Annotated in this window: 20 protein-coding genes and 1 pseudogene; 18 read left to right on the top strand and 3 right to left on the bottom strand. The window is 38.5% G+C overall.

Going from position 1 to position 26,072, the window contains the following annotated elements:
• Nucleotides 1–69: 69 nt before the first annotated feature.
• The 3 genes from QMD71_04070 to QMD71_04060 all read right to left on the bottom strand — a co-directional run bounded on the left by QMD71_04070 (nucleotide 70) and on the right by QMD71_04060 (nucleotide 3,398).
• Entirely contained in the window at nucleotides 70–240 is a 171-nt protein-coding gene (locus QMD71_04070) for a hypothetical protein (GenBank protein MDI6840022.1), read from the bottom strand.
• A 102-nt stretch (nucleotides 241–342) separates the two neighbouring features.
• Nucleotides 343–1,389, bottom strand: a complete 1,047-nt coding sequence (locus QMD71_04065; GenBank protein MDI6840021.1) for a GNVR domain-containing protein — start codon at nucleotides 1,387–1,389, stop codon at nucleotides 343–345.
• A gap of 5 nt (nucleotides 1,390–1,394) precedes the next feature.
• Nucleotides 1,395–3,398 (bottom strand): SLBB domain-containing protein, encoded by a 2,004-nt coding sequence (locus tag QMD71_04060; GenBank protein ID MDI6840020.1) that lies wholly within the window; start codon nucleotides 3,396–3,398, stop codon nucleotides 1,395–1,397.
• Between the two features lie 171 nt (nucleotides 3,399–3,569).
• Here QMD71_04060 and QMD71_04055 point away from each other — a divergent pair, with 171 nt between their 5' ends.
• The 18 genes and pseudogenes from QMD71_04055 (at nucleotide 3,570) to QMD71_03970 (ending at nucleotide 26,039) form a co-directional block, all read left to right on the top strand.
• Nucleotides 3,570–6,935, top strand: coding sequence for an NAD(P)-binding protein (locus QMD71_04055; GenBank protein ID MDI6840019.1), 3,366 nt, complete (start codon nucleotides 3,570–3,572; stop codon nucleotides 6,933–6,935).
• Nucleotides 6,936–7,012: 77 nt separating this feature from the next.
• Nucleotides 7,013–7,456 carry a hydrogenase iron-sulfur subunit gene (locus QMD71_04050; GenBank protein ID MDI6840018.1) on the top strand — a complete coding sequence of 148 codons (444 nt, stop codon included), beginning with the start codon at nucleotides 7,013–7,015 and terminating at the stop codon, nucleotides 7,454–7,456.
• Nucleotides 7,453–8,301: a fumarate hydratase gene (locus QMD71_04045; protein MDI6840017.1), complete on the top strand. Its 849-nt coding sequence runs from the start codon at nucleotides 7,453–7,455 to the stop codon at nucleotides 8,299–8,301. Before QMD71_04050 ends, QMD71_04045 begins: the two co-directional genes overlap by 4 nt.
• 173 nt (nucleotides 8,302–8,474) lie before the next feature.
• Nucleotides 8,475–9,032 carry a Fe-S-containing hydro-lyase gene (locus QMD71_04040; protein MDI6840016.1) on the top strand — a complete coding sequence of 186 codons (558 nt, stop codon included), beginning with the start codon at nucleotides 8,475–8,477 and terminating at the stop codon, nucleotides 9,030–9,032.
• Between the two features lie 25 nt (nucleotides 9,033–9,057).
• The gene (locus tag QMD71_04035; protein ID MDI6840015.1) at nucleotides 9,058–10,311 is read left to right on the top strand and encodes a 3-isopropylmalate dehydratase large subunit; all 1,254 of its coding nucleotides are present in this window, start codon (nucleotides 9,058–9,060) and stop codon (nucleotides 10,309–10,311) included.
• 23 nt (nucleotides 10,312–10,334) lie between these two features.
• Complete coding sequence (locus QMD71_04030; protein ID MDI6840014.1) at nucleotides 10,335–11,612, top strand: citrate (Si)-synthase; 1,278 nt, start codon at nucleotides 10,335–10,337, stop codon at nucleotides 11,610–11,612.
• Between the two features lie 49 nt (nucleotides 11,613–11,661).
• A complete protein-coding gene (locus QMD71_04025) occupies nucleotides 11,662–13,554 on the top strand; it encodes a phosphoenolpyruvate carboxykinase (GTP) (GenBank protein ID MDI6840013.1) in 1,893 nt (630 codons plus the stop codon).
• 82 nt (nucleotides 13,555–13,636) lie between these two features.
• Nucleotides 13,637–14,888: pseudogene (larA, locus tag QMD71_04020) on the top strand (nickel-dependent lactate racemase).
• Between the two features lie 127 nt (nucleotides 14,889–15,015).
• On the top strand, nucleotides 15,016–15,996 hold the full coding sequence (locus tag QMD71_04015; GenBank protein MDI6840012.1) for an oxidoreductase: 981 nt from the start codon (nucleotides 15,016–15,018) through the stop codon (nucleotides 15,994–15,996).
• A gap of 60 nt (nucleotides 15,997–16,056) precedes the next feature.
• The gene (locus tag QMD71_04010; protein MDI6840011.1) at nucleotides 16,057–17,517 is read left to right on the top strand and encodes a Ni/Fe hydrogenase subunit alpha; all 1,461 of its coding nucleotides are present in this window, start codon (nucleotides 16,057–16,059) and stop codon (nucleotides 17,515–17,517) included.
• Nucleotides 17,518–17,685: 168 nt separating this feature from the next.
• The gene (locus QMD71_04005) at nucleotides 17,686–18,183 is read left to right on the top strand and encodes a hydrogenase maturation protease (GenBank protein MDI6840010.1); all 498 of its coding nucleotides are present in this window, start codon (nucleotides 17,686–17,688) and stop codon (nucleotides 18,181–18,183) included.
• Nucleotides 18,180–19,619 (top strand): FAD-binding oxidoreductase, encoded by a 1,440-nt coding sequence (locus QMD71_04000; GenBank protein MDI6840009.1) that lies wholly within the window; start codon nucleotides 18,180–18,182, stop codon nucleotides 19,617–19,619. Before QMD71_04005 ends, QMD71_04000 begins: the two co-directional genes overlap by 4 nt.
• 17 nt (nucleotides 19,620–19,636) lie before the next feature.
• Nucleotides 19,637–20,680, top strand: coding sequence for a (Fe-S)-binding protein (locus tag QMD71_03995; GenBank protein MDI6840008.1), 1,044 nt, complete (start codon nucleotides 19,637–19,639; stop codon nucleotides 20,678–20,680).
• 16 nt (nucleotides 20,681–20,696) lie between these two features.
• The gene (locus QMD71_03990; protein MDI6840007.1) at nucleotides 20,697–21,128 is read left to right on the top strand and encodes a glycine cleavage system protein H; all 432 of its coding nucleotides are present in this window, start codon (nucleotides 20,697–20,699) and stop codon (nucleotides 21,126–21,128) included.
• A 41-nt stretch (nucleotides 21,129–21,169) separates the two neighbouring features.
• Nucleotides 21,170–21,670 (top strand): 3-isopropylmalate dehydratase small subunit, encoded by a 501-nt coding sequence (locus QMD71_03985; GenBank protein ID MDI6840006.1) that lies wholly within the window; start codon nucleotides 21,170–21,172, stop codon nucleotides 21,668–21,670.
• Nucleotides 21,671–21,680: 10 nt separating this feature from the next.
• A complete protein-coding gene (locus QMD71_03980; GenBank protein ID MDI6840005.1) occupies nucleotides 21,681–22,880 on the top strand; it encodes an isocitrate/isopropylmalate family dehydrogenase in 1,200 nt (399 codons plus the stop codon).
• Nucleotides 22,881–23,093: 213 nt separating this feature from the next.
• Nucleotides 23,094–24,518 (top strand): FAD-linked oxidase C-terminal domain-containing protein, encoded by a 1,425-nt coding sequence (locus tag QMD71_03975; GenBank protein MDI6840004.1) that lies wholly within the window; start codon nucleotides 23,094–23,096, stop codon nucleotides 24,516–24,518.
• A 72-nt stretch (nucleotides 24,519–24,590) separates the two neighbouring features.
• Nucleotides 24,591–26,039 carry a tryptophanase gene (locus tag QMD71_03970; GenBank protein ID MDI6840003.1) on the top strand — a complete coding sequence of 483 codons (1,449 nt, stop codon included), beginning with the start codon at nucleotides 24,591–24,593 and terminating at the stop codon, nucleotides 26,037–26,039.
• Nucleotides 26,040–26,072: the final 33 nt, after the last annotated feature.

The following is a 26,072-nucleotide window of genomic DNA, read 5'->3' as shown; positions in this document are numbered from 1 at the left end:
TCCTTTGGAGTCTCAAAAGTATTGAATTCCTGTATCTTATAAGGAGAGTGAAATGAGTGATTGCGTAGGCTATAAAGAAAAACTTTCTTTCTTTCTTTCTTTTCTCTTTCCAATGAAAAATACATTTGAAATCCTAATCCCTAAAGAACCGATAAGAGCAATTGTTGAGGGAAGTAAAACTAAAAGTCCAAAAACTCCTTTTCCCTCTGGATCCAACACTCTTGCTGTGATAATTCCCATAGAAATACGCGTTATAATGGAAATAGATAGAGCAAGAAAAACAAAAAAAGAGTTTTAATAAACTTCATTTTTAGAAAATTTGCTGCAGATTAATAATGACATTTAAGAATGATGTCTTGGTTTTATTAACTTTCCAAAGAAAGATGTGAAGTCATTCTTTAGTCTCTTGAAGCTATTCAGGTTTGCTATTTTCCCTATATTCAAGCCTTTTTGGTTGCTATATTCACTAACTAAGGCAAGTGAGATTCCAAGTATAAGTGCTAATATGCCAGCAAGGAGTACATTTTGCTTCCTTTTTGGTGCACTTTTATGAATAGGTGGGATTGCCTTGTCTAATACAAGTAGCATAGGTGTATCCCTCACTTCACTTATCTTTGCTAGTTCATACTGTTTGGTTAATGTGATAAATAACTCTTCTTGTAACTTCACCTCCCTTTTAAGCCTATTAAATTGTAAGTATAGTTCAGGTGAATCTTGGATTCGTCTGTTTTTTTCTTGGAAGTTTTTTAATACCTCTTCTGCGTTCCTAAGTGATTTTTGGGTCTCATTTAACCTACCTTCAATGAATGCTTTGTTTGCACTTACCTTTTTTGACCTCAATTCTCTATTGTATTTGTTTAACTCATCAACTATTGCATTTGTGATATCGGCAGCAAGCTTTGGCTCGTATGCTTTTACACTAATTGTAATTATCTGATTCTCATCATTTACCCTTACTTTCATAGTTGAAGCGAGTTTTTTACATGCTTTATAAAGTCTCTTACTCTCATCACTCCCTTTTATTCCATAGATTTCTATTAGTGTATTCTCTCCTTTAAGTCCATAGGATCCTGTGGATTGGTTTGAGTAAAACTTCATCTGCACTACTCTTTCAAGCAATGTCCTGCTCAATAATATTGATTTGTAAAAGTCCGACGATTGCATATAGAAATAGCCGGGTATCCGGTATCGGCTAAGTACTGAACTGGTAATTCCTTCTCCAAGTATTTCATCGCTGGCTTCAGGTGATGGCAGTATATTTGCTGTTGCTATATAGGTATTTTTTGCCCGTAATGAGAAGATAATTGTAAAAAATACAGTTACCCCAAATAGAGATGCTATCGTCTTCCATCGCTTAAACAGGATGTCCAAAAATTCAATTAATTCCATCGTTTTTAGTATCTTCGCAGTGTTTGTATTGCAACGATAGTAGTGACAAAGCTTGAAGCCACGGTGGCGGCGCTTTTAATGACATCACCCCAATCAATGCCTTTTTTTGCTTCTTTCAAAGCAGGTACTACAATTGTAGCACCTGGTGGCACCTTTGTCTCAGACCACAAGAATTTGCTTGGCTTTATATTACGACCGTTTGGAAGAGTTAATTGAACTCCTTTTCTATCTGCATCCTCACTGAAGCCGCCTGCCTTCTCAATATAATAATTTACACTTTTACCAGGTATATAAAGGATATTGGTCTCTTTTGCCAGCTCTATTTCTGTTTCACTAAAAATTGGAAACCTAACTGCCCCTTTTACACTCACTGTTGCTGGTCTTTTTGGAATATTTATATGGTCGCCAGCCTCTAATATTATATCCTCCTTACTCCCTTTTTTCTTAAGTGCACTCTTAAGGTCAACATCTATCCTTCCTATTCCTTCTCTATTAAATACTATTCCTTCTGGATAGGCGGTCTCCTTTAAGCCACCTGCCCTCTCTATTAGGCTTGATAGCCTATCGTCACTTGTTACGAGAGAATATGTACCGGGAAATAACACCTCACCATCTATTGTAACATTACGCTGAAAAATCCAGTTTGGGTCTTGTCTTATAAATACAATGTCATTCTCTTTTAGCTCAAAGTTTTCAGTTATTTCTTTGTCTAATTTAACACTTAATACTTTAATTGAATCCTGCCTATCTATGATAGGCGTGGATGAATCTAATGCTAACTTTCTCCGTGAGACTTCTGCCTCAAATTTATATGCTGATTTATCTAAACCACCTGCATCAGATATTAAGTTATTAAGAGTCATACCGGGCTTGAACTCATACTTTCCCGGTCTTAAAACATTACCGTAAATATCCACATAGTTTTCTATCCGTTCAAGTATACGTGGCACAGAGATTGAGTCACCGTCTTTGATGACTAAATCTGAATCTGCTTCTAATATTTCTCTTAAGTTAGCATCTACAAGCTCTTTCATTTTATTCTCTACTATCCTCGTTATTTGCACCCTTTCTGTATACGCACAGGGCTCAAGTCCGCCTGCTATTTCAATTATTTTTTTTAAATTTTCACCTTCCTTTAGTTCGTATATTCCTGGTCTTTTAATTTCTCCTGCAAGTGCTACCCTTTTTCCTACAGGTGGCACTAATATCACATCCCCATTATTTAACCGTGGTCCAATTTCTTCACCGTATAACAAATACCTGTAAATATCAGCTTCCGTAATTGTTTCATTATGTCTTATCAATTTAATATTTCGCAATGAGCCTTTTAGTGTCGGGCCTCCTGCGTAATACAGCGCATTAAGTAATGTTGATGCACTTGATATATTATACATACCTGGTGCCATCACTTCACCTATTACAAACACCCTTATCTTCTTGAGCTTTCCAAGTGATACATCAATAAATACTGTCTTATTTTTTATACCTGAATAATATTTTGATAGTACCACTTTTAATCTATTCATAAGTCCTTCCAAAGTCATGCCATTAACAATAACACGGCCTACATCTGGTATGAATACTTTACCCTCCCTATCCACAGTAAGGGTGTGATAAAGCTTTACCTCTCCCCACATATACAAGATGATTTCATCCCCGGGTCCGATAGGATAATCAGGGTCTACAGGTCCCATATCTAATGGCTCAAAAGTAGTAGGCATAAGATTGAATATATCGTACCCAAATGGCTTTAATCCCTCTACTAAAGGTTTGGGCTTCCTCTTTTTAATCACTGCCTCTTCTTCCTCTTCTTTTGGGATAGCAAATTTTTTTGTAGTAGGTACCTCCTTTTCTGTCTTTGTCTCTTTAATCTTTTCTTTAGCCTTCTCTATTATTGCTCCTGCTCTTTCAAGCTTTTCTATAGTGGATTCTGTAGTTTCTTCTGCTTCCTGGCTATATGATAAGAAACTAAATAAGATAAAAACGATAAAAATAATAAATTGCCTCATATTACCCCCTTAGTTTTAATTATATACTACTATTAAGTACTTTTGTCAACTAAAAAACTTATATATTTTTTTCTTGACAATCAGATAATTTTCTCATATATATAAATACTCAATATAATGGTGTATTGAGTAGAGTGACAAAGATGTCCATGTGGGCATCTTTTTTAATATATGGATAAAATAGGTGTATTTGTCTGTCATTGTGGTAGAAATATTGCGGGTACTGTAGATGTTGATAAGGTAGTAGATGAGATTAAGAGCTATCCCGGTGTCTCTCATTGTGAGCACTATAAATATATGTGCTCAGAGCCTGGGCAACAACTTATTCGGGATGCAGTAAAGTCAAAAAAGCTCAATGGTGTAGTAGTGGCTGCCTGTTCACCTACCTTACATGAGACTACATTTCGTAGGACAGTAGAATCAGTGGGCTTAAATCCTTATCGGTATGAGAGCGCTAACATTCGTGAGCATTGTAGCTGGGTTCATAAGGATATGGAAGTTGCTACTCCGAAAGCAGTAAAGATTATAAAATCGTTAGTTGAAAAAGTTAAGCAAAATGACTCACTTGTGCCTATAGGCATACCTGTAACTCGTCGTGCATTAGTGATTGGTGGTGGCATAGCAGGTATTCAGGCATCACTTGATATTGCCAATTCAGGTTATGAAGTTATTTTAGTAGAAAAAGAGCCTTCCATTGGTGGTCATATGGCACAGCTATCAGAAACATTCCCTACTCTTGATTGTTCTCAATGTATTCTTACCCCAAGGATGGTAGAGGTAGGCCAGCATAAAAATATTAAACTTTATACTTATTCTGAGATTGATAGCATTTCAGGCTATGTGGGCAATTTTAAAGTTAAGATAAAAAGGAAATCTCCTTATATTGATTGGGATAAATGCAATGGCTGTGGTGAATGTTCTGAGGTTTGTCCTGTCAAAATTAGTAGTGAGTTTGATGTAGAGCTTTCTACTCGTAAGGCAATATATAGACCTTTTCCGCAGGCAGTTCCAAACAGGTTTGTTATTGATAAGCGTGGTGTCTCTCCTTGTAAGTATAGTTGCCCAGCTGGTGTAAATGTTCAAGGTTATGTAGCACTTATATCTCAAGGTAAATATAAAGAGGCATTAGCATTAGAGCGTGACGAGAATCCATTTCCAATGGTTTGTGGTCGTGTGTGTAATCATCCATGTGAGACTGAATGTAAGCGAGGTGATATAGATGAACCTATTTCTATACGGTCGCTTAAGCGTTTTATAGCAGATTATGAAACTAAATTAGAAAAGCCTAAAAAACTTCCTGAAAAGAAGAAGGAAAAAGTAGCTATAGTGGGTTCAGGACCTGCTGGTTTAAGTTGCGCCTGGAAGTTAGCTCAGTGGGGCTACAAAGTAGCGGTCTTTGAGGCACTTCCTTTTCCTGGTGGCATGCTTCGTGTAGGAATTCCTGAGTTCAGGTTACCTCGTGATGTGTTAAACAAAGATATAGAATATATAACTAATTTTGGTGTAGAAATAAAAACGAATACAAAAATAGGTAAAGAGTTGACAGTTGATGATTTATTTAAGCAAGGCTATAGAGCAGTGTTCTTAGCTATAGGAGCACATAAAGAGAGTAAACTTGGAGTGGAGGGTGAGGATTTATCAGGTGTATTCTCCTGTATAGAGTTTTTACGTGCTGTAAATATGGGCAATAAAGTAAGCATTGGTAAAAGGGTAGCAGTAATTGGTGGTGGTAACGCTGCTGTAGATGCAGCAAGGGCATCTCTAAGATTAGGAGCTAAAGATGTAGTTATAGTTTATCGTAGGTCAAGGGCAGAAATGCCAGCAAATGAGGAAGAGATAATTGAGGCAGAAAGAGAAGGTGTAAACATAGAATATCTGACTGCCCCAATTCGGATACTTGGTGAGGAGGTTCAACCTCAGACTGGAAAAGTAATAGGTATGGAATGTATAAGGATGCGACTCGGTCCCCCGGATGCCTCTGGCAGGCGTCGTCCAATTCCTATAGAGGGCTCAGAGTTTACAGACACTTTCGATACTATAATAACAGCAATTGGTCAATCTCCAGATATTTCTTGGCTTCCAAAAGATAGCAAGCTTCGCACTACAAAATGGTCTACATTTGAAGTAGACCCCGATACATTAGAGACCTCTATTCCTGGCGTTTTTGCAGGCGGTGATGCTGTTAGTGGACCGGCGACTGTGATTGAAGCAATAGCCGGTGGTAAGGAGGCGGCAATCTCAATAGATAGGTTCATAAGAGGAATAGACCTAAAGGAAGGGAGGAAGCTTGAACTTAAGCGGGTTGAGGAAATAGAGATACCAAAATGGTTAGAGCGTAGACATCGTGAAAGGATGCCTTCATTACCGATAGAGGAGCGTAGACACAATTTCAAGGAGGTTAATATTGGGTTTACAGAGGAGCAGGCAAAACTTGAGGCCATTCGTTGTCTTGCTTGTGGTGGCTGTTCAGAATGTGGTGAATGTGAAAAGGTATGTGAACCCGAAGCAATTGTTCATGATATGGCTGACAAGATTGTTGAAGAGGAGGTAGGTGCAATTGTGGTCGCTACCGGGTATGAGCTATATCCAATTGATAAAATAGGTGAGTATGGGGCTGGTAAATATAAGGATGTATTAAATGGACTGCAATTTGAGCGGTTGCTCTCGGCATCAGGGCCAACAGAAGGTGAAATTAGGAGGCCATCGGATGGAAAAATACCAAAACGAGTAGTATTTGTTAGTTGTGTAGGTTCAAGGGACCCCGAGAATCATTTTCCATATTGTTCAAAGATATGTTGTATGTATACTGCAAAACACGCTATGCTATATAAGCACCATGTCCCAGATGGTGAGGCAATTGTATTTTATATTGATATTCGTTCTGATGGTAAAGGGTATGAGGAGTTTGTCACAAGGGCGCAGGAAGAGGATAGGGTTTTATATATTAGAGGTAAGGTATCAAAGATATTTGAAGTTAATGGTAGTCTTATTATAATGGGTGCAGATACACTTACTGGTAAGCAGCTTGAGATCAAATGCGATATGGTAGTTCTATCTATGGCTATAGTGCCGAGTAATGGTATAGAGGAGCTCATCCGTAAGTTAAAGATTCACGCTGATGAGCATGGCTTCTTATCTGAAGCCCATCCAAAATTAAGGCCTGTAGAGACACTGGCAGCAGGCTTTTATTTAGCGGGTGCAGCCCAGTCGCCCAGAGACATACCAGATACAGTGGCACAGGCAAGTGGTGCTGCGTCAAAGGTGCTTGAGTTATTTTCACAGCCTGAACTTAAGCATGAACCAATAGTGGCTACTGTGGATGAGGATTTGTGTAGTGGGTGTGCAGTTTGTATTCCCCTATGTCCCTATGAGGCAAGGAAGATTGAGCCAAAAGATGAAAAACGTATAGCCAAGATTACCGAGGTATTATGTGAAGGTTGTGGCAGTTGTGTATCAGCTTGTCCATCAGGAGCATCACAGCTTAGGAACTTGAAAGATAACCAATTGTTTAAAATGGTTGAGGTAGTGCTGGAATGATAATATTAGAAATTAGGAAATAGGAATTAGAAAATGGAGATTAGGAAATTCGTCCTTCGTAGTACTACGGAGAACAGATGGAAAAGTTTGAGCCAAAGATAGTTGGACTTGTATGTAAGTGGTGCACCTATGCAGGTGCAGACTTAGCTGGGACATCAAGGATAGAATATTTGCCAAATTGTGTGTTACTCAGGACTATGTGTTCGTCAAGAGTTGACCCTGAGCACATTCTTTGGGCATTTAAGCAGGGTGCGGATGGTGTTTTTGTAGGTGGCTGTCATTCCGGGGACTGCCATTATCAGAATGGTAATTATAAAACGATGAGAAGAATCTCCCTTCTTAAGCGGATGCTAAAAGATTTTGGAATTGAGCCAGCTCGTCTTAGACTTGAGTGGGTATCAGCAAGTGAGGGTAGGCGATTTGCGCGGGTGATGAACGAATTTATTGAACAAATACGTAGCCTTGGACCGCTAGAAATAAGAAGTGAGAATTGGGAAGCGGGTAGCGAGAAGGGTAAATGAGAGAAGTAAATGTTAATAAGATAGTCGAGGTTGTGAGTAGTTTGTGTATGGATGCAAATTATAACCTACCAGACGATGTTTTAAACGCTTTAAAAATTGCACGTGAAAAGGAAGAATCACCCACTGGTAAGGCGATACTGGATGAGATTATTGAGAACAATTGTATTGCAAGAGAGGAAAAGCTTCCTATATGTCAGGATACAGGGTTTGCAGTATTATTTGTTGAACTTGGTCAAGAAGTTCATATTACTGGCGGCAATTTTACAGATGCAATAAATGATGGAGTAAGAAAAGGATATAAAGATGGGTACCTTCGCAAGTCAATTGTAGACGACCCAGTCCTATCACGTGTGAACACAAAGGATAACACACCTGCTATTATTTATACTGATATTGTGCCGGGTGATAAGCTAAAAATTATTATTTGTCCCAAAGGTGGTGGGGCTGAAAACATGTCAGAAGTCCGTATGTTAACTGCAGCCGATGGGATAGAAGGGGTTAAGAAGTTTGTTATAGAGAGGGTAGAAAAATCAGGTGGTAACCCCTGTCCTCCAATAGTAGTGGGTATAGGTATAGGTGGCACTTTTGAGAAATGTGCGATGTTAGCAAAGAAGGCATTGTTAAGAGAGCCTTTAGGAGCACCAAATCCGGACCAAAGATTTGCAGAAGTGGAGAAAGAATTATTAGAGAAGATAAATAAACTTGGTATAGGGCCTATGGGGCTTGGTGGTAGGATAACTGCACTTGCTGTGCACATAGAGACACATCCATGTCATATAGCGACTATGCCATGTGCAGTAAATATAAACTGCCACGCAGCAAGACATAAGAGTGCAGTAATATAAAAATGACGAATGACGAAGAAGGAAATGACGAATAACGAAAAAGTGAGCGGTTTTAATTTCATACTCATAATTTTGTGTATTATGGCATTTTTAGTGTTATTATAAATATATGTGATTAGAATTGTGATTAGAATTATTTAGATTACTACAATATAATGGGTAATGGGGGTAGTATGGTGAAAGAGGTAAGACTTAAGACACCGTTATCTGATAGTGATATAGAAAAATTAAGGATTGGTGATAAAGTTTTGCTTTCAGGCATAATCTATACTGGCAGAGATGCAGCTCATAAAAGGTTATTTGAGTTATTAAAGAAAGGCGAGAAGTTACCTATTAATTTAAAAGGTGCTGTTATCTATTATGTAGGACCGGCGCCTGCTAAACCCGGGTATGCAATAGGGTCGGCGGGTCCTACAACTTCATATAGAATGGATTCTTACACTCCACTTATGCATCAGTATGGACTTAAAGCTACCATTGGTAAAGGTAATCGAAGTAGAGAGGTACGTGATGCATTAAAAAAACATAAAGCTGTCTACTTAGCTGCTACTGGTGGAGCAGCTGCTTTGGTTGCAAAGTCAGTTAAGTCAAGTAAGATTGTCGCATACGAGGATTTAGGACCTGAAGCTATAACAGAACTTGATGTTACTGATTTTACATGTATAGTAGCAAATGATTGCTATGGTGGCGATTTATACGAGGAAGGGGTGAAGAAATATAAAACAGTCTAAGAGTCTAATAGTCTAAAAGTTAAAAATGGGTAAGACGATAGTAGAGAAGATACTCTCAGAGAAGAGTGGTCAGGATGCGAAGGCTGGTCATATAGTTATTTCTAAAGTTGATGTTGCTGCTTTTCAGGATGGGACAGGGCCTCTTGGAGTTAAACAACTCCAAAAGATGGGGCTTGAAAAGATAACACCTAAGCGTTCAATTGTGTTCATAGACCATGCAGCACCATCACCGCGGAAGGAACTCTCTAATGACCATAAGTTATTGAGAGAATTTTGTAAAAAGACTGGTGCTATATTATCAGATGTAGGTGACGGTGTCATCCATCAGCGTCTTATTGAGTCATTTGTAAACCCTGGTGATGTAGTGATAGGTGCAGACTCGCACTCATGTACTCCTGGTGCTCTTGGTGCATTTGCGACTGGGATGGGGTCTACAGATGTAGCTGTAGGGATGGCACTTGGCAGGACATGGTTTAAGGTGCCGGAGACATTTAGGATAGAAGTGAAGGGCAGATTTCAGAAAGGTGTGTATTCAAAAGACCTTGTACTCTATCTTATTGGTATGATAGGTGCAGATGGTGCTACATATAAGGCACTGGAGTTTGGTGGTGATACAATATCCAATATGACGATGGAGTCAAGATTTGTTCTGTCAAATATGGCAGTAGAGACTGGTGCTAAGGCAGGTGTTTGTGGGACGGATAAATATACGCTGGAGTGGCTTAAAAGTTATGGTAGGGGTAAAGATTACCGTGAAATAAGACCAGACCCTGATGCTAAATATGAGCGTGTAATTGAGATAGATGCAAGCAAAATAGAGCCACAGGTAGCATTTCCACATACAGTTGATAATACGAAACCAGTAAGCGAAGCAAAAGGGATAAAAGTTGACCAAGTTTATATAGGGACTTGTACAAATGGTAGGATGGAAGATTTAAGGATACTCGCTAAAATACTTGATGGTAAGCAAAGACATTCTGATACAAGACTTATAGTCTGCCCTGCCTCTCGTGATGTTTATCTGCGAGCTCTAAAAGAGGGATTATTAGAGATATTTGTTAAGGCAGGTGCATCAATAATGGGGCCCGGTTGTGGTCCTTGTGTTGGAGTTCATGAAGGTGTACTTGCTGATGGTGAAGTTTGTTTATCAACTGCAAATCGTAATTTTAAGGGTAGGATGGGCAATCCTGAAGGGTTCATTTATTTAGCTTCACCTGCAACTGCTGCGTATTCAGCAATAAAAGGTGAAATAAGTGACCCGAGGGAGGTAATAGTCTAAAAGTCTAAGAAATAGGGGGTAAAATGGGTAAATTAAAAGAGAAGTTAGCTCAAAAAATACCTGAAATGGTTGAAGAGATTAAGAGACTGGTTAAGGAACACAGTGAAAAAGTTATTTCTCAAGTGACAGTGGCTCAAGTGTATGGTGGGATGCGTGGTGTTAAGAATTTGGTGTGTGATACATCAGATGTACCGCCTGATAAGGGGTTAGTGATTCGTGGTATACCTATAGCACAATTAGCTGATAAGTTGCCGGAAGAGGTTTTCTATCTCCTTTGTACAGGTGAATTGCCTGACAAAGAAGCTTTAGCTGACTTACAGGCTGATTTGACCAGTCGTTCTACCGTTCCAGAGTATGTTTGGAAACTTCTTAAGACAATGCCTGCTGATTCTCATCCTATGGTGATGCTAAGTATGGCAATACTAAATATGGAAAAAGAGTCTGTGTTTAGAAGGCAGTATACTGAGGGGCTAAAGAAAGCAGAATATTGGATTCCGACACTTGAAGATTCATTGAATTTACTTGCAAAATTACCTGCTATTGCGGCTGGTATTTATCGGATACGGTTTAAGAAAGGTAGACTGATTCGGTCAAATCCAAAATTAGACTGGGCTGGTAACTACGCTCATATGACTGGGATTCCGGATAAAACGGGTGAGTTTGCGAACTTAATGCGTCTCTATATGGTTTTGCATTCTGACCATGAGAGTGGTAATGTAAGTGCACACGCTTGCCATTGTGTAGGGTCAGCTCTATCTGACCCTTATTATGCAGTATCAGCTGGCTTAAATGGGTTAGCCGGTCCACTACATGGATTAGCTAATCAAGAGTGTCTGAGGTGGGTAATCATGGTTAAAGATAAATTTAATGGTGTTCCAACTAATGACGAGCTACGTAAATTTGCTTGGGATACATTAAATTCGGGGCAGGTAATTCCAGGATATGGGCATGCGGTACTGCGTATCACTGACCCACGGTTTGATGCTTTCCACAAGTTTGGTGCCCGTGTCTGTCCTGACGATGCATTATATCAGATTGTAGCTAAGACTTTTGAGGTGGTTCCTAAGGTTTTACAGGAGCAAGGTAAGGTTAAAGACCCCTGGCCCAATGTTGATGGAGCATCAGGGTGCTTACTTTATCATTTTGGGCTAACTGAATTTGAATATTATACTGTTTTATTTGGTATTTCTCGTGCTATGGGGATGTGTGCTCAACTAATTCTAAGTCGGGCATGGGGTGAGCCAATTGAACGACCTAAATCAGTGACTACAAAGTGGATAAAGGAGAGTCTAAAAGTCTAAGAGTAGGGACGGGGTCACCCCGCCTCTACAAGTAAAAGAGAGGGGGATTATGGCTGAGTTAGAATTGCTTAAAACTAAGTTAGGAGAAGAGAGTTACCGTAAGCTTATGAGGATAAATAATACAAAACTCCATCAATTTATCGCTAAGTATGTAGAGCTTTGTACTCCAGACAGGGTGTTTGTTTGCAATGATTCGCCTGATGATATCAGATACATAAGGGAATCAGCAATAAATAATGGAGAGGAGGCTAAACTTGCTATCCCTGGTCATACTATTCACTTTGATAATTATTTTGACCAAGGAAGAGATAAGGAGCATACTGGTATTCTTGTCCCAAAAGGAGTAGACCTCGGTCCTACAATAGAGACTAAAGATAGGGATGAAGGGTTAAAAGAGATACACGAGATTTTGAAAAATATAATGAAAGGGAAAGAGCTTTACATCTGCTTCTTCTGTTTAGGACCTACTAATTCTGAGTTCTCTATCCCTGCTGTCCAGCTGACAGATTCAAGCTATGTAGCTCACAGTGAAACTATTCTTTATAGACCCGGTTATGAAGAGTTTATAAAACAGGGACCTTTGGCGCACTTCTTTAAGTTTGTACATTCACAGGGTGAACTTGATGAGCGTAAGACTTGTAAAAATCTTGACAAACGCAGAATATATATAGATACTGAAGACGATATTGTATATAGCACAAATACTCAATACGGTGGTAATACCATTGGACTTAAGAAGTTGGCAATGCGACTTGCAATAACTCGTAGCTCAAAAGAAGGCTGGTTAACTGAGCATATGCTCATAATGAGTATTCATGGGCCTAAAAATAGGGTAACTTATTTTACGGGTGCATTCCCGTCACTTTGTGGTAAGACTTCAACTGCAATGTTAGATGGTGAAACTATAGTAGGTGATGACATAGCTTATATTAAAAAGAAGGACGGTGTGGCACGTGCAGTGAATGTAGAGAAAGGTATGTTTGGTATAATACAGGGAGTAAATTCTGTAGATGACCCAAGCCAATGGAATGCGCTTCACAGCGAGGCTGAGATTATATTTTCAAATGTGTTAGTTACTGAAGATAAGCATGTACATTGGATTGGAAAGGATGGTGCAGTCCCGGTTAATGGGTATAATCATTCAGGTGAGTGGCAGATTGGCAAAAAGGATGCTAAAGGTAAAGAAATACCTTGCTCACACCCAAATGCGAGATTTACACTTGATTTGAGTATTTTAGAAAATGTAGATAAAAAGCTCAATGACCCCGAGGGTGTTGTGATTGGCGGAATAGTTTATGGAGGTAGAGATTCAGATACATGGGTGCCAGTAGAAGAGTCGTTTGATTGGTCGCATGGTATAATTACCAAAGGGGCATCGCTTGAGTCTGAGACTACAGCAGCTACGCTTGGTAAAGAAGGAGTTAGGGAATTCAATCCAATGTCTAACTTAGATTTTTTATCAATCCCAGTAGGTAGATACATACAAAATAATTTGGATTTTGGTAAAGACTTGTCCGCCTCAGGCGGAAATCCGCCCCTTATTTTCTCAGTGAATTACTTTTTAAAAGACAAAGACGGCAAGTTTTTAAATGAGAAGACAGATAAAAAGGTCTGGTATAAGTGGATGGAGCTACGTGTGCATAAAGAAGTAGATGCTATAAATACACCTACTGGTCGTATTCCAAAGTATGATGACCTAAAACGGCTGTTTAATGAAGTACTTAAGAAAGACTATACTAAGGAGGATTATAACAAGCAATTTATGATAAGGGTGCCAGAAAATTTGGCTAAGATTAATCGGATAACAGAGATTTATAAAACTAAAGTTACCGATACACCACAAATAGTGTTTGAAGTATTGGAAGAGCAGAGACAGAGATTAAACAAGGCAAGAGAAAAACACGGTGATTACATAATACCGGAGAAATTCATTAGTCAATAGTCAACGGTCAAAAGTGAAAACTAAATATGAGATTGCTTCGTCCCGATAAATCAGGACTCGCAATGACAGTAGAGGAACATAGATGAAGATTGATATACCTTATAGACAAGAAAAAAATTAGCGTTGATGTATCGGACAAGAATGTACTTGGTATGTTTTATCCTAATGAAGTAGAAATGAAGGATGAAAGCGATACTCTCAACAACGCCATAGAAAATCCGATAAACTCAAAGCCATTTAATGAATTTTTAGCTGATGCGCGTGATGTATTATTTATAGTTAATGACCAGACTAGACCTACTCCTACAAAGAAGGTGATTGATATTATTTATGATAGAATAAAAGATAAGCCAGTAAAGTTTATTGTAGCTACTGGGGTACATCGTGGGCCGGCTCCGGATGAGTTTGAGTTTATATTTGGTAAATATTATGATGAGTTCAAAGATAGAATATATGTACATGATTCAAAGAAAGATGAAGATATGGTCTACTTAGGTAAGTCTGTGAATGGGACTGAGATGTGGGTAAATAAGCTTGGTGTTGAGGCACATAAACTTGTCCCAATTGGGTCAGTGGAGCCACATTATTTTGGTGGCTACACAGGGGGGAGGAAGTCATTCCTACCCGGAATTGCTTCTTATAAGACAATAGAGCAAAATCATAAGTATGCACTGCGGCCTGAGGCTGATACTTTGAGACTTAAAGGAAATCCAGTCCATGAGGATATGATAGATGCGCTTAAGACTATAAAAGATAAGGAGATATTCTCAATTCAAACAGTGCTTGATGGGGAGCGTCGAATTTATGCCGCTACTGCAGGCAATATTTATGCTTCATTTGATGCTGCTATTGATAAGGCAAATGAAGTATTTTGTGTTAAAGTACCAGAGAAGGCAGATATTGTAGTAACTGTAGCACCATATCCTATGGATGTAGATTTGTATCAGGCGCAGAAGGCAATTGATAACGGTAAACTTGCGTTAAAAGAGGGTGGTATCCTTATAATGGTAGCGGCATGTAGGACTGGTATTGGACCAAAGGATTTCTTTGACCTTATGGCAAGTTGTAAGAGTCCACAGGAAACACTTGACAAAATTAAAAAAGGGTATAAACTTGGCTATCACAAGGCGGCTAAGCTTGCTGAGATTGGACTATGGGCAGAGATGTGGGCAGTGTCTGATTTGCAGGATAAGGATATAGAGAGTGTATTTATGAGACCGCTTCATTCAATCCAAGATGCAATAAATAAAGCAATAGAGAAAAAGGGAAAAGAGGCTAAAGTTTTGTTCTTGATGGATGGCAGTATTACAGTACCAATCATTGAGAAGGATTAATGAAAAATCAAAATTCAAAAAGAAACCACAGATTACACAGATTTTCACAAGAGAAAAAGAATCAATCTTGTGTTGATCTCGTGTTAATCTTGTGGTTTATAATTTTGCACTTTTACCGGAAGTTTATATGGCTAAACCAAAGGTAGCATTTTATTGGTGTGCCTCCTGTGGTGGTTGTGAGGAGGCAGTGATAGACCTTGCTGAAGACATATTAAAAGTTGTAGGTGCAGTTGACATTGTGTTTTGGCCGGTAGCACTTGACTTTAAGAAGAAAGATGTAGAAGCTATGAAAGATAATGAGATAGCGGTTAGCTTCATCAATGGTGCTGTAAGGACTGAAGAGCAGGAGGAGATGGTTAAATTGTTACGTAAAAAATCTGGCCTCGTAGTAGCTTTTGGTAGTTGTGCTCACCTTGGCGGTATACCGGGACTTGCAAATTTTTGGAATAAGGAGTTTATCTTTAAAAGGGTGTATAAAGAAGTGCCATCAGTCAACAATCCAGATAGCACTTATCCACAAGTGAAAACAAAGGTTAAAGAAGGTGAGTTGACTCTACCCGAATTCTACGATACAGTGAATGCACTTAATCAAGTTATAGATGTTGATTACTATCTTCCCGGTTGTGCACCGCCACCCGACTTAATTATGAATGCAGTAAGTGCTATTTTTGAAGGTAAGTTGCCCGGGAAAGGGGCAGTCCTTGCCCCTGACAAAGCACTTTGTGACACCTGTCCACTTGCAGAAAAGAAGCCTGAGAAGCTTGTTATGAAGGAAATTAAAAGGGTACACGAAATTATGCATGACCCTGAGAAATGTTTTCTTGATGAAGGTATTATTTGCATAGGACCTGCAACAAGGTCTGGTTGTGGTGAGCGTTGTATAAGGGCTAATATGCCATGTAGGGGCTGCTTTGGACCTACAAAAGAAGTGATTGACCAAGGTAGCAAGATTTTGAGTGCTATTGCATCTATACTGGGGGTAGAGGGTGAAGAGAAGATGACAGATGAGGAAGTAGAGAAGTTAATGGCTCAAATATTAGACCCGGCAGGCACCTTTTATAGATTTAGTTTACCTACATCATTACTTAAAAGACGTAGAATAAAATAAAAATTAAATATCAAAAATACAAATCAAATTAATTTTTAATTTGAAATAGTGGGGGTTTAAATGGCTAAGAGGATAGCTATAGAGCCTATAACGAGGTTAGAGGGTCATGGTAAGATAGAGATTTTTTTAGATGCCAAAGGTAATGTAAGTAACGCATATTTCCAAGTGCCTGAGCTACGTGGGTTTGAGAAGTTTTGTGAAGATAGGCTTGCTGAAGAGATGCCAAGAATAACACCAAGGATATGTGGTGTATGTCCAAGTGCCCATCATATGGCATCGACGAAGGCGTTGGATGACTTATTTAAGGTTGAGCCTACATCAACTGCAAAGAAGCTTAGGGAGCTATTCTATTCCGCTTTTATGTTTGAGGACCATACACTGCATTTCTTCTTTCTTGGCGGTCCCGATTTCATTGTAGGACCGGATGCACCAGCAGGCGAGCGGAATATATTAGGAGTGATAAGCAAAGTTGGGTTAGAGGCAGGTAAAAAGGTGATAGATATAAGAAGAAGGATGCGTGATGTATTATCTTTACTTGTTGGTAAGGCTATCCATCCAGTTTGCGGCTTACCTGGTGGAGTATCTAAGGGACTAACTGAAGATGATAGAAAAAATGTTGTCCAGACTGCTAAAGATGGGGTTGAGTTTGCTAAGTTTGCGCTTAAAGCATTTGATGACATTGTGCTTAAGAATAAGAAATATGTAGACCTCGTTGTTGGTGATATATACAAACATAGAACTTATTATATGGGAATGGTAGATGTAAATAATAAAGTAAATTTTTACGATGGTGATATAAGGGTAGTTGACCCTAATGGGAAAGAGTTTGTTAAATTTAAGCCAAGTGAATATTTGGACCATATAGTAGAACATGTAGAGTCTTGGAGTTATATAAAGTTTCCATATCTTAAAAAAATAGGCTGGAAAGGATTTGTAGATGGTGAGGATAGTGGAGTTTACAGAGTGGCACCACTTGCAAGATTAAATGCATCTGATGGTATGGCAACACCACTTGCACAAGCTGAGTATGAAAAGATGTACAATGTTTTAGGTGGTAAGCCTGCCCATAATACTTTAGCATTTCATTGGGCGAGGTTGATTGAATTACTTTATTCAGCTGAGAGGATGCTTGAACTTGCAGAAGATGCTGAAATTACGAGCTCAAATATAAGAAATATACCTACCCAGATACCAACTGAAGGGATTGGAGTTGTAGAGGCACCAAGGGGTACGCTATATCATCATTATAAAACTGACGAAAAAGGTATTGTCACTGAAGTTAATCTAATTGTAGCTACCGTAAATAATGCCGCCGCTATGTGTATGTCAATTGAACGTGCGGCTCGCTCGCTTATAAAGAACGGTAAAGTCTCTGACGGGTTACTAAATATGGTAGAGATGGCATTTAGGGCTTATGACCCTTGTCTTGCGTGTGCTACTCATACATTACCGGGGCAGATGCCACTTGTAGTAAATATACGGGATGCAAATGGTAATATTATTAGGACTCTTAAAAGGTAATGGAATGGACTCAATAATTAATATCAAATATCAAAAATCAAAATGCAAAATGATAAATCAAAATTTAAAAAGAAACCATAGATTACGCAGATTTTCACAAGAGAAAAAGAATCAATCTGGTGTTAATCTGTAATTTTAATATTTGATTTTTAATTTTTGATATTTTATATGAAGACTCTTATCTTAGGACTTGGCAATCCTATACTCTCTGACGATGGAGTGGGGGTAAAGATTGTGCAGGAGCTTAAAAAAGTCAAAACTCAAAGAGATTGCTTCGCCGACGCTCGCAATGACATAAAAATCGAAATTAAAGAAGGTAATGTTGCTGGTATTTCTATCTTAGATGAAATTGCAGGGTATGATAGACTCATGGTTATTGATTCAATAAAAACAGGTAAAGGTAAACCTGGGGATGTGTATAAATTGAAGATAGAAGATTTAGTAGGGGCGTATTGCAATACGTCCCTACCTCATCTATCATATTCGCATGGTGTAGATTTTGCAACTGTGATTAAATTAGGTGAGAAATTGGGCTATAAGTTACCAAAAGTTATAGATATTTATGGTATAGAAATAGAGAATAATACCACATTTAGTGAGAATTGTACAAAAAAAGTAAAAACAAGTATTCCTAAAGTTGTTAAAAAAATAATGGAGGAATTATGAAGCTAAAGCCTAAAATATTGAAGAAGCTCGAGAGCATTGTAGGTGATGATGATATCTCAACTGACCCAGCTGAGCTTTATATCTATGGGTCTGATGCATCAGTTCATCAGGCTATGCCTTGGGTTATTGTACGACCAAGAACTATCAAAGAGGTGCAGGAAATTATGCGCTGTGCTAATACCGAGCTAATACCAGTTATTCCGAGGGGAGGCGGCTCAGGAACATCAGGGCATGCAGTCCCAATAGACGGTGGAATTATAATGGATTTAAAGCAAATGAATCGAATCATTGAGATAAAGCCGCAAGATTTACTATGTAAAGTTGAACCCGGCGTAACTATGGACGACCTTAACCGTGCTCTTGAACCTTACGACCTCTGGTATCCTACGCCACCAGAATCTGGTAGGGTCGCAACTGTTGGTGGTACTATCGCTAATAATGGGTCGGGAGTAAAGGCAGTAAAGTATGGTGCAGCTCGTGATTATGTTATGGGAATGAAAGTCGTCTTAGCAAATGGAGATTTGGTAACACTTGGCAGTGCTTCTAAAGGTGAGGCATCAGGCTACCAATTACATAGGCTTATGGTTGGGTCTGAAGGTACTCTTGGTATAATTGTAGAAGTAACAATGTCTCTACGGCGAATACCTAAATTTGCAGCTATGGGAATAGCTAAGTTTAATAAATTAGAAGATGCTGGTGAAGCGATATCAGGGATGGTTAGTTCTGAAGTTACTCCTTCTACACTTGAACTTATAGATGATATAGGAATTATTGCTCTGAATAAGACACTTAATATGAAACTGCCGGAGGTTGAAGCAATTGTAATATTTGAGTGTGATGGCAGGACAAAGGAGATAGTAAATTCGGATATAGAGGTGCTTAAACAAATATGTGAGCACCATAATGCGTTTGGGATTGAGGTTAGTACTGACCCAAAAGAGATGACCCGAATTTATACTGGTAGAAAGAAATTATTTGCTGCGTTATCAAGATATAAAGAAGGCTTTGCTTGCACCTCGTTAGCCGATGATATGGCTGTACCAAACTCAAAAGTAGCTGAATGTGCACGAAAGATTCACGAAATTGGAGAACGTCACAATGTAATAATGAATGCTTATGGGCATTGTGGGGCTGGTATTTTACATACAAAGATATTAATGGACCCTACAAAAAAGGAACAATGGGAAGATGCAAAGTGTGCAGTTGATGAGCTATATGATTATGTAAAGAGTGTGGGTGGCACAACTTCTGGTGAACATGGTATAGCAATATCAAAAGCACCCTCATGGAAAAAAGAGAAGGCTGATTCACTTGGTATGATGGGAGCAGTAAAGAAGGCACTCGACCCTAATAATATCTTAAACCCGCATAAATTGATGGATGCACCTGATGACTGGGTAACAGCAACTAATCTTAGATACCCTGTAAGAACATGAAGTAAGGAGGCACAATTATGATAGCTAAATACCTAAAAGAATATGAAAATGAATTGAATATATGCATAAGGTGTGCATATTGTTTTGAGGGCTGTCCAGTATTTAAGGAACTTGGCTGGGAATCTGATGGTGCAAGGGGTAAAGCTATCCTTGCATACGGATTACTTACTGGTGAACTTAAGCCCTCTAAATATATTGCTGATAAGATATTTCAGTGTACTTACTGCAGAGATTGTCTTGAGAGGTGTTCACCGAGTGTGAAAATTCCTGAAATTCTCTGTGCTGCAAGGGCGGACCTTGTAGATGCTGGTTTTGTGTATGAGACACATAAGGGGATGGTTGAAAATGTCAAAAGGACTGGCAATATCTTTGGAGACGAGGAAGTGACAACACCAGTGCAAGAAGGTGAAATTCCAGTTTATATTGGATGCCAATACTTAGCAAGACCTAATCAGGCAAAACTATACATAAGAATACTTGAGAAGATTGGAGTAAAGCCACTGATTAAAAATGAAATATGTTGCGGTTTTCCACTTTATGCACTTGGATTTAGAGAAGAATTCAAGAAATGGAAGACAAAGTTCATTGAGCTTTTCCCATATAAAGAGATGATAGCACTATGTCCAACTTGTGCCGCATTCCTACATGAAGAGTATGGAAAAGAAATCAAACACGTAACCCAGATTATCTTAGAGCATATTCCTGAAGCAAATCTTGGTATAAAAGCTACATACCATGACCCATGCGACCTTTCTCGTGTCCTTAATATAATTGAGGAACCGAGAGAGATTTTGAAAAAGATAGGGGTTAAACTTGTAGAGATAGAAAGAAGTAAAAAGACATCTTACTGTTGTGGTGGCGGTGGTGGAATATTGATGTCAAATGTAGAACTGTCAGACAGAATAGGAAAAGTAAGAATCAGGCAAGCAATAGATACAGGTGCACCTATGGTTATTACACCATGTCCAACTTGTGAGCAGGTGCTAAAGAAGGCCGCTGCATTAGAAGGTAATATTGTAGTAAGAAACATAAGCGATATTATCTGGAAAGCATTAAGTTGATTAAATAGGAGGAATTATGGCGGTAATAGAGGGATACAATATGCCGGATGAGCTTTATTATCACGAAGGAGATGCTTGGGTAAAAGTAGAGCCAGACAGAAATGTAAAAGTAGGGATGACGGATTTCTATCAGAAGTTAGCTGGTGATACCACATATGTTGACTTACCATTTGAGGGTGATAATGTAACTCAGGGTGAGACTTGTGGCAAAATTCAATCTGCAAAATGGGTAGGTAAGCTTGTTAGTCCAATATCGGGTGAGATTGTTAAAGTAAACTCTGCGTTTGAGGATGATTGTACTCTTATCAACAAAGACCCTTATGGGAATGGCTGGATAATGATTGTAAAGCCATCTAAGCTTGATGATGAACTAAAAACCCTATATCATGGCGATGCAGTTGAGTCATGGCTTAAAAAGAAAATAGAGGAAGTAGAAAAGAAAAAATGATAAATGACGAAACCCCAATGACGAAAAAGAAATAGGGGATTATGGTTCTTAAAGGTAGGGTTTGGAAGTTTGGTGATAATATATCAACAGACCTTATATGTCCTGGCAGGTATTTTCACTTACGTTCAGACCTTATAGAACTTGCTAAGCATACACTTGAAGATGCAGACCCAGAGTTTACTAAGAAGATGCAAAAAGGGGACTTTGTTGTTGGGGGTGTAAATTTTGGACTCGGTTCATCAAGGGAGCATGCGCCTACTATAATTAAGCTGTGCGGGGTTAGTGCTGTGCTTGCAAAGTCGTTTGCAAGGATATTTTATAGAAATGCAATAAATGTAGGACTACCAGTTCTTGAATGTGATACTGGAAATATTGATGAAGGTGATGAACTTGAAGTAGACCTATCTACAGGTATGATTAAGGATAAAACAAAGGGGATTGAACTCAAAGCACCTGCTCTCCCTAAAGCGATGATTAATATTTTAAATGATGGTGGTCTCGTTGCCCATATCACAAAGCATGGTGACTTTAAGTTAGATTAGGAGGTGAACAATGGGTACAAAAGCTATTCAAGTGGCAAAGGAGCACTTTGGTAAAATAATTGAAGCACAATTAACACGTGTAGAGCGAATGAAAGAGGCTGTTGACTGGCTTGACTATGGTACTCTTCACCCAATAAGGATTGGTGTTGTGGGTGGTGATGGCATCGGCCCATACATTACAAAGGAGGCACAGCGGATACTTGAGTTTTTATTAGAGGATGAAGTAAAAGTAAATAAGGTAGAGTTTAAAGTTATTGAGGGACTTACTATTGAGAATCGTGTAGCCAAAATGAAGCCTATCCCGGATGATGTCTTGGAAGAACTTAAACAGTGTCATGTGATTCTGAAAGGACCTACTACAACACCAAAAAAAGGAGACCCGTGGCCTAATATTGAGAGTGCTAATGTAGCGATGAGGAAAGAGTTAGATTTATTTGCTAATGTGAGACCTGTGCGAGTGCCCAAGGAAGGGATAGATTGGATATTTTTTAGGGAAAACACTGAAGATGTTTATGCTTTAGGCCCTTTTGGTGTTATGGTAGGTGATGCGGCATTTGATTTTAAAGTTATTACAGTACCTGGTGCTGAGCGAATTATTCGTTTAGCATTTGATTACGCTCAAAAGAACAATATAAATCGTGTTACTTGTGTAACAAAGGCAAATGTAGTTAAGACTTGTGATGGCTTATTTTTGGACACATTTTATAAAATTGCTAAGGAATATCCTGGTATTGAAGTAGATGACTGGTTTATTGATATAATGACCGCCAAGCTAATTGACCCTAAGCGTAGGACACAGTTTCGTGTTGTTGTGTTACCTAATCTTTATGGTGATATACTTACAGATGAGGCAGCCGAGTTCCAGGGTGGCGTCGGTACTGCTGGCAGTGCTAATATAGGTAAAAGGTATGCAATGTTTGAGGCAATCCATGGGACTGCACCCAGAATGGTTCAGGAAGGTAGGGCAGATTATGCAGACCCAAGTAGTATAATACGAGCTGGTGCTATGTTAATTAGACATATTGGATACATAAATAAGGCTGAAAAGTTAGAGATGGCACTTGACATTTGTGGCCAGTACGAGAAGAAGCTCGTTGTTACAGGCCGAAATGATGGTGCTACTGGTAGAGAATTTGCTAACTACTTGATGGAGACACTAAAAGATAAAGAGCTCAAAAATAGGTGGAGTAGCTTTACTGCCTGCCAATAGGGGTAGTCTGAATTTCTAATTGTAAACCTAATTAAGTAAGTATTTCTATAATTAAAGTAGAGAGAGAATATGGAGTGCAACAACGGTGTTGTTGCAAATTATAAAAGTGAAAGATGATTTCTAATTTGATGCAAAATCATCGATTTTGCACTCCAAAAGGTTTTAGAAAAGCTAAACTATTATAAGTGAATTCCTGGAAATAGTTTTTTATTAATGGAAATAATAGAAGAATTAGAAAAGATTGTAGGTAAAGATAACATTCTTGTATCTGAAGAAAGCATTGAGCCATATTCACATGATGAGACACCAAGAATTAAAGTTATGCCTAAGGTGGTAGTAAAACCAGCTAATAGAGAAGAGATAAGTGAAATAATGAGACTGGCAAACTTTGAAAAAATACCCGTTATCCCAAGAGGTGGTGGGACAGGGCTATCAGGTGGGGCAGTCCCTTCCAGTAATGGAATAGTTATATCATTTGAAAGGATGAATAAGATAAAGGAGATAGATACTGAGAATTTGATGGCAGTTGTTGAGCCCGGAGTAATAACTGGAGAACTTAGCAAAGAAGTTGAAAAATCTGGGCTGTTGTATCCACCTGACCCTGCATCACTTGATTCGTGTACAATTGGTGGTAATATAGCAGAATGTGCGGGAGGGGCGCGTGCAGTTAAATATGGAACAACTAAAAATTATGTGGTTGGATTAGAAGCAGTGCTACCACAAGGTGAAATTATAAAATTGGGTGGTAAATTAGTTAAAAATGTCACAGGGTACGATTTAATAGGTATACTGATTGGGTCAGAGGGGACACTTGCACTTGTGACTGAGGCTACGCTTAGATTATTGCCAATGCCAAAAGTGAAGGTAGATTTACTTATCCCATACAATGACATAGAATACGCTACAAATACAGCAACTGAGATAATCAGGCATAAAATTGTACCTACAGCTATTGAATTTATGGAAAAAGAAGCAATTAAGGCGGCTGAACAGTTTTTGTGTAGGGGCGAGGTAACCTCGCCCCTACCGTTTAGTGAAGCCTCTGCTCAATTACTTATAGAGATAGATGGTAACCGAAAAGAAGAAGTTGAAAAAGATTACGAAGAGATAGGAGAGATTGCACTTAAGAATGGTGCAATAGATGTATTAGTAGCTGAAGACAAAGGAAGACAAGATAAGTTATGGGAAGGCAGGAGATGTATATCAGATGCGTTAAAATCAGAAGGTAAGGTTATAAGTGAAGATGTAGTGGTCCCGAGAAACAAAATACCTATATTGCTTAAAAATATGAAAATATTGGAGAACAAATACAAGTTTAGGATTGTCAGCTTTGGTCATGTAGGTGATGGTAATGTGCATGTAAATATACTAAGAGACACCCCTGTCATTCTGAGCGAAGCGAATAATCTCGATGCTGATAGAGAGTGGGAGCAGAGGATACCCAAATTGATACATGAGTTATTTAAGGTTGTTATATCTTTAGGTGGTATGATTTCAGGTGAGCATGGAATAGGGCTAACAAAGAAGCCATACTTATCAATGGCAGTTGATAGGGAGCAAATTGAAATTATGAAGCAAATAAAGAAAGTATTTGACCCAAATAATATACTAAACCCGGGTAAAATATTTGATGTATAAAAGAGTTTTTTTCTTGACATTAATAGATCATTGAGATAGACTGAATTCCAATTTGTTAAGAGAGGAGGTAAAATGTTGGTAAAAACATCTGCTGGTAAAGAGGTACCTGTTGAAATGTATCGTGGGAGGGCAATTGAATTGTTAAAATTGCCACCTGCTACCCAAAGATTAAAAGCAATTGAGGAAGCAGGTTATAACACATTTCAATTAAAAACAAAAGATTTATTTTTAGATATGCTTACCGATAGTGGAGTAAATGCAATGACATTGGAACAATGGGCACGCTGGATAACAACAGATGATGCTTATGCTGGCAGTATGACATTTTATGAACTTGCTGATAGTGTAAAAGAAGTTTTAGGCTATAATTATGTATTGCCAGTACACCAAGGTAGGGCAGCAGAGCATTTATTGGCGAAAGTATTTATTAAACCTGGTGATGTTGTTCCTACAAATTATCATTTTACTACTACAAAAGTGCATATTGAATTCACAGGTGGAGCTACCTGTCTTGAAATTTTTATTGATGAAGCAATGAATACAGCAAGCACCTATCCATTTAAGGGCAATATGGACCCACAAAAATTATTGGATACAATTAAAAAATACGGTAGAGATAAAATTTCATATGTGCGGATGGAGGCGACAGCGAACTTGATGGGTGGTCAGCCATTTTCTATGTCAAATTTAAAAGAGATTATAAAGATTTCTAAGGAGAACGGCTTACTTACCGTACTGGATGGCAGTTTAATTTGTGAGAATGCTTATCTTATATGGAAAAGAGAAAAGGGGTATGAAAACAAGACTGTTGCCGAAATAGTAAAAGAGATGTGCAGTTATAGTGATATATTTTATATGAGCGGTAGAAAAAACACTTGTGTCAGGGGCGGTCTTATTGCTACAAATAATAAAGAGTTATTTGAAAAAATGCGCGATTTATTACCTGTCTATGAAGGTTTTTTCACTTATGGAGGTATGTCCCAACATGAAGTAGGGGCAATGGCGGTCGGAATAAGACAAATGACCAACCCTGCTATTGCTGGCTGTGCAATTGAGCAAATAAAATATTTTGTAGACAGAGTTGTAGAAGAAAAAATCCCAGTTGTTACACCACCAGGCGGATTGGCTTGTCATTTGGATGCAAAAAGATTTCTTCCTCATATTCCTAAAGAAGAATATTTAGCGGCTGCTTTAACTCCTGCTCTTTATATTGTTTCAGGAGTGAGGGCAATGGAAAGGGGTACTATGTCTATGGAAAGGAATAAAGATGGCACTGAAGCATATACAGAACTTGAATTAACAAGGATTGCATTACCTCGTATGGTGTATAGTATAGGTCATATTGAATATGTGATTGATAGAATAAAATGGTTGTATGAACACAGAAATTTGGTAAAAGGAATGAAATGGGTGTATGAGCCCCCGGTATTAAGATTCTTCATAGGGAAAATGGCTCCATTAGATAATTGGGGTGCTAAGTTATGTGAGGCGTTTAAAAAGGAAGTTGGTCCTTATTACTAATGACGGTCAAATAATAATAATTATAATAGGTAA

The sequence above is a fragment of the bacterium genome, from assembly GCA_030018315.1.
Taxonomy (GTDB): domain Bacteria; phylum Hydrothermota; class UBA3073; order JACQXS01; family JAGMCI01; genus JASEGA01.
This window is presented reverse-complemented; position numbering and strand designations above follow the sequence as displayed.

Coding starts and splice junctions, on each gene's coding strand:
- QMD71_04045 (MDI6840017.1), top strand. CDS start 7,453: ATGAGAGAAGTAAATGTTAATAAGATAGTCGAGGTTGTGAGTAGTTTG.
- QMD71_04030 (MDI6840014.1), top strand. CDS start 10,335: ATGGGTAAATTAAAAGAGAAGTTAGCTCAAAAAATACCTGAAATGGTT.
- QMD71_04025 (MDI6840013.1), top strand. CDS start 11,662: ATGGCTGAGTTAGAATTGCTTAAAACTAAGTTAGGAGAAGAGAGTTAC.
- QMD71_03995 (MDI6840008.1), top strand. CDS start 19,637: ATGATAGCTAAATACCTAAAAGAATATGAAAATGAATTGAATATATGC.
- QMD71_03975 (MDI6840004.1), top strand. CDS start 23,094: ATGGAAATAATAGAAGAATTAGAAAAGATTGTAGGTAAAGATAACATT.
- QMD71_04010 (MDI6840011.1), top strand. CDS start 16,057: ATGGCTAAGAGGATAGCTATAGAGCCTATAACGAGGTTAGAGGGTCAT.
- QMD71_03990 (MDI6840007.1), top strand. CDS start 20,697: ATGGCGGTAATAGAGGGATACAATATGCCGGATGAGCTTTATTATCAC.
- QMD71_04060 (MDI6840020.1), bottom strand. CDS start 3,398: ATGAGGCAATTTATTATTTTTATCGTTTTTATCTTATTTAGTTTCTTA.
- QMD71_03985 (MDI6840006.1), top strand. CDS start 21,170: ATGGTTCTTAAAGGTAGGGTTTGGAAGTTTGGTGATAATATATCAACA.
- QMD71_04005 (MDI6840010.1), top strand. CDS start 17,686: ATGAAGACTCTTATCTTAGGACTTGGCAATCCTATACTCTCTGACGAT.
- QMD71_04070 (MDI6840022.1), bottom strand. CDS start 240: ATGGGAATTATCACAGCAAGAGTGTTGGATCCAGAGGGAAAAGGAGTT.
- QMD71_04055 (MDI6840019.1), top strand. CDS start 3,570: ATGGATAAAATAGGTGTATTTGTCTGTCATTGTGGTAGAAATATTGCG.
- QMD71_04035 (MDI6840015.1), top strand. CDS start 9,058: ATGGGTAAGACGATAGTAGAGAAGATACTCTCAGAGAAGAGTGGTCAG.
- QMD71_04040 (MDI6840016.1), top strand. CDS start 8,475: ATGGTGAAAGAGGTAAGACTTAAGACACCGTTATCTGATAGTGATATA.
- QMD71_04015 (MDI6840012.1), top strand. CDS start 15,016: ATGGCTAAACCAAAGGTAGCATTTTATTGGTGTGCCTCCTGTGGTGGT.
- QMD71_04000 (MDI6840009.1), top strand. CDS start 18,180: ATGAAGCTAAAGCCTAAAATATTGAAGAAGCTCGAGAGCATTGTAGGT.
- QMD71_03970 (MDI6840003.1), top strand. CDS start 24,591: ATGTTGGTAAAAACATCTGCTGGTAAAGAGGTACCTGTTGAAATGTAT.
- QMD71_04050 (MDI6840018.1), top strand. CDS start 7,013: ATGGAAAAGTTTGAGCCAAAGATAGTTGGACTTGTATGTAAGTGGTGC.
- QMD71_03980 (MDI6840005.1), top strand. CDS start 21,681: ATGGGTACAAAAGCTATTCAAGTGGCAAAGGAGCACTTTGGTAAAATA.
- QMD71_04065 (MDI6840021.1), bottom strand. CDS start 1,389: ATGGAATTAATTGAATTTTTGGACATCCTGTTTAAGCGATGGAAGACG.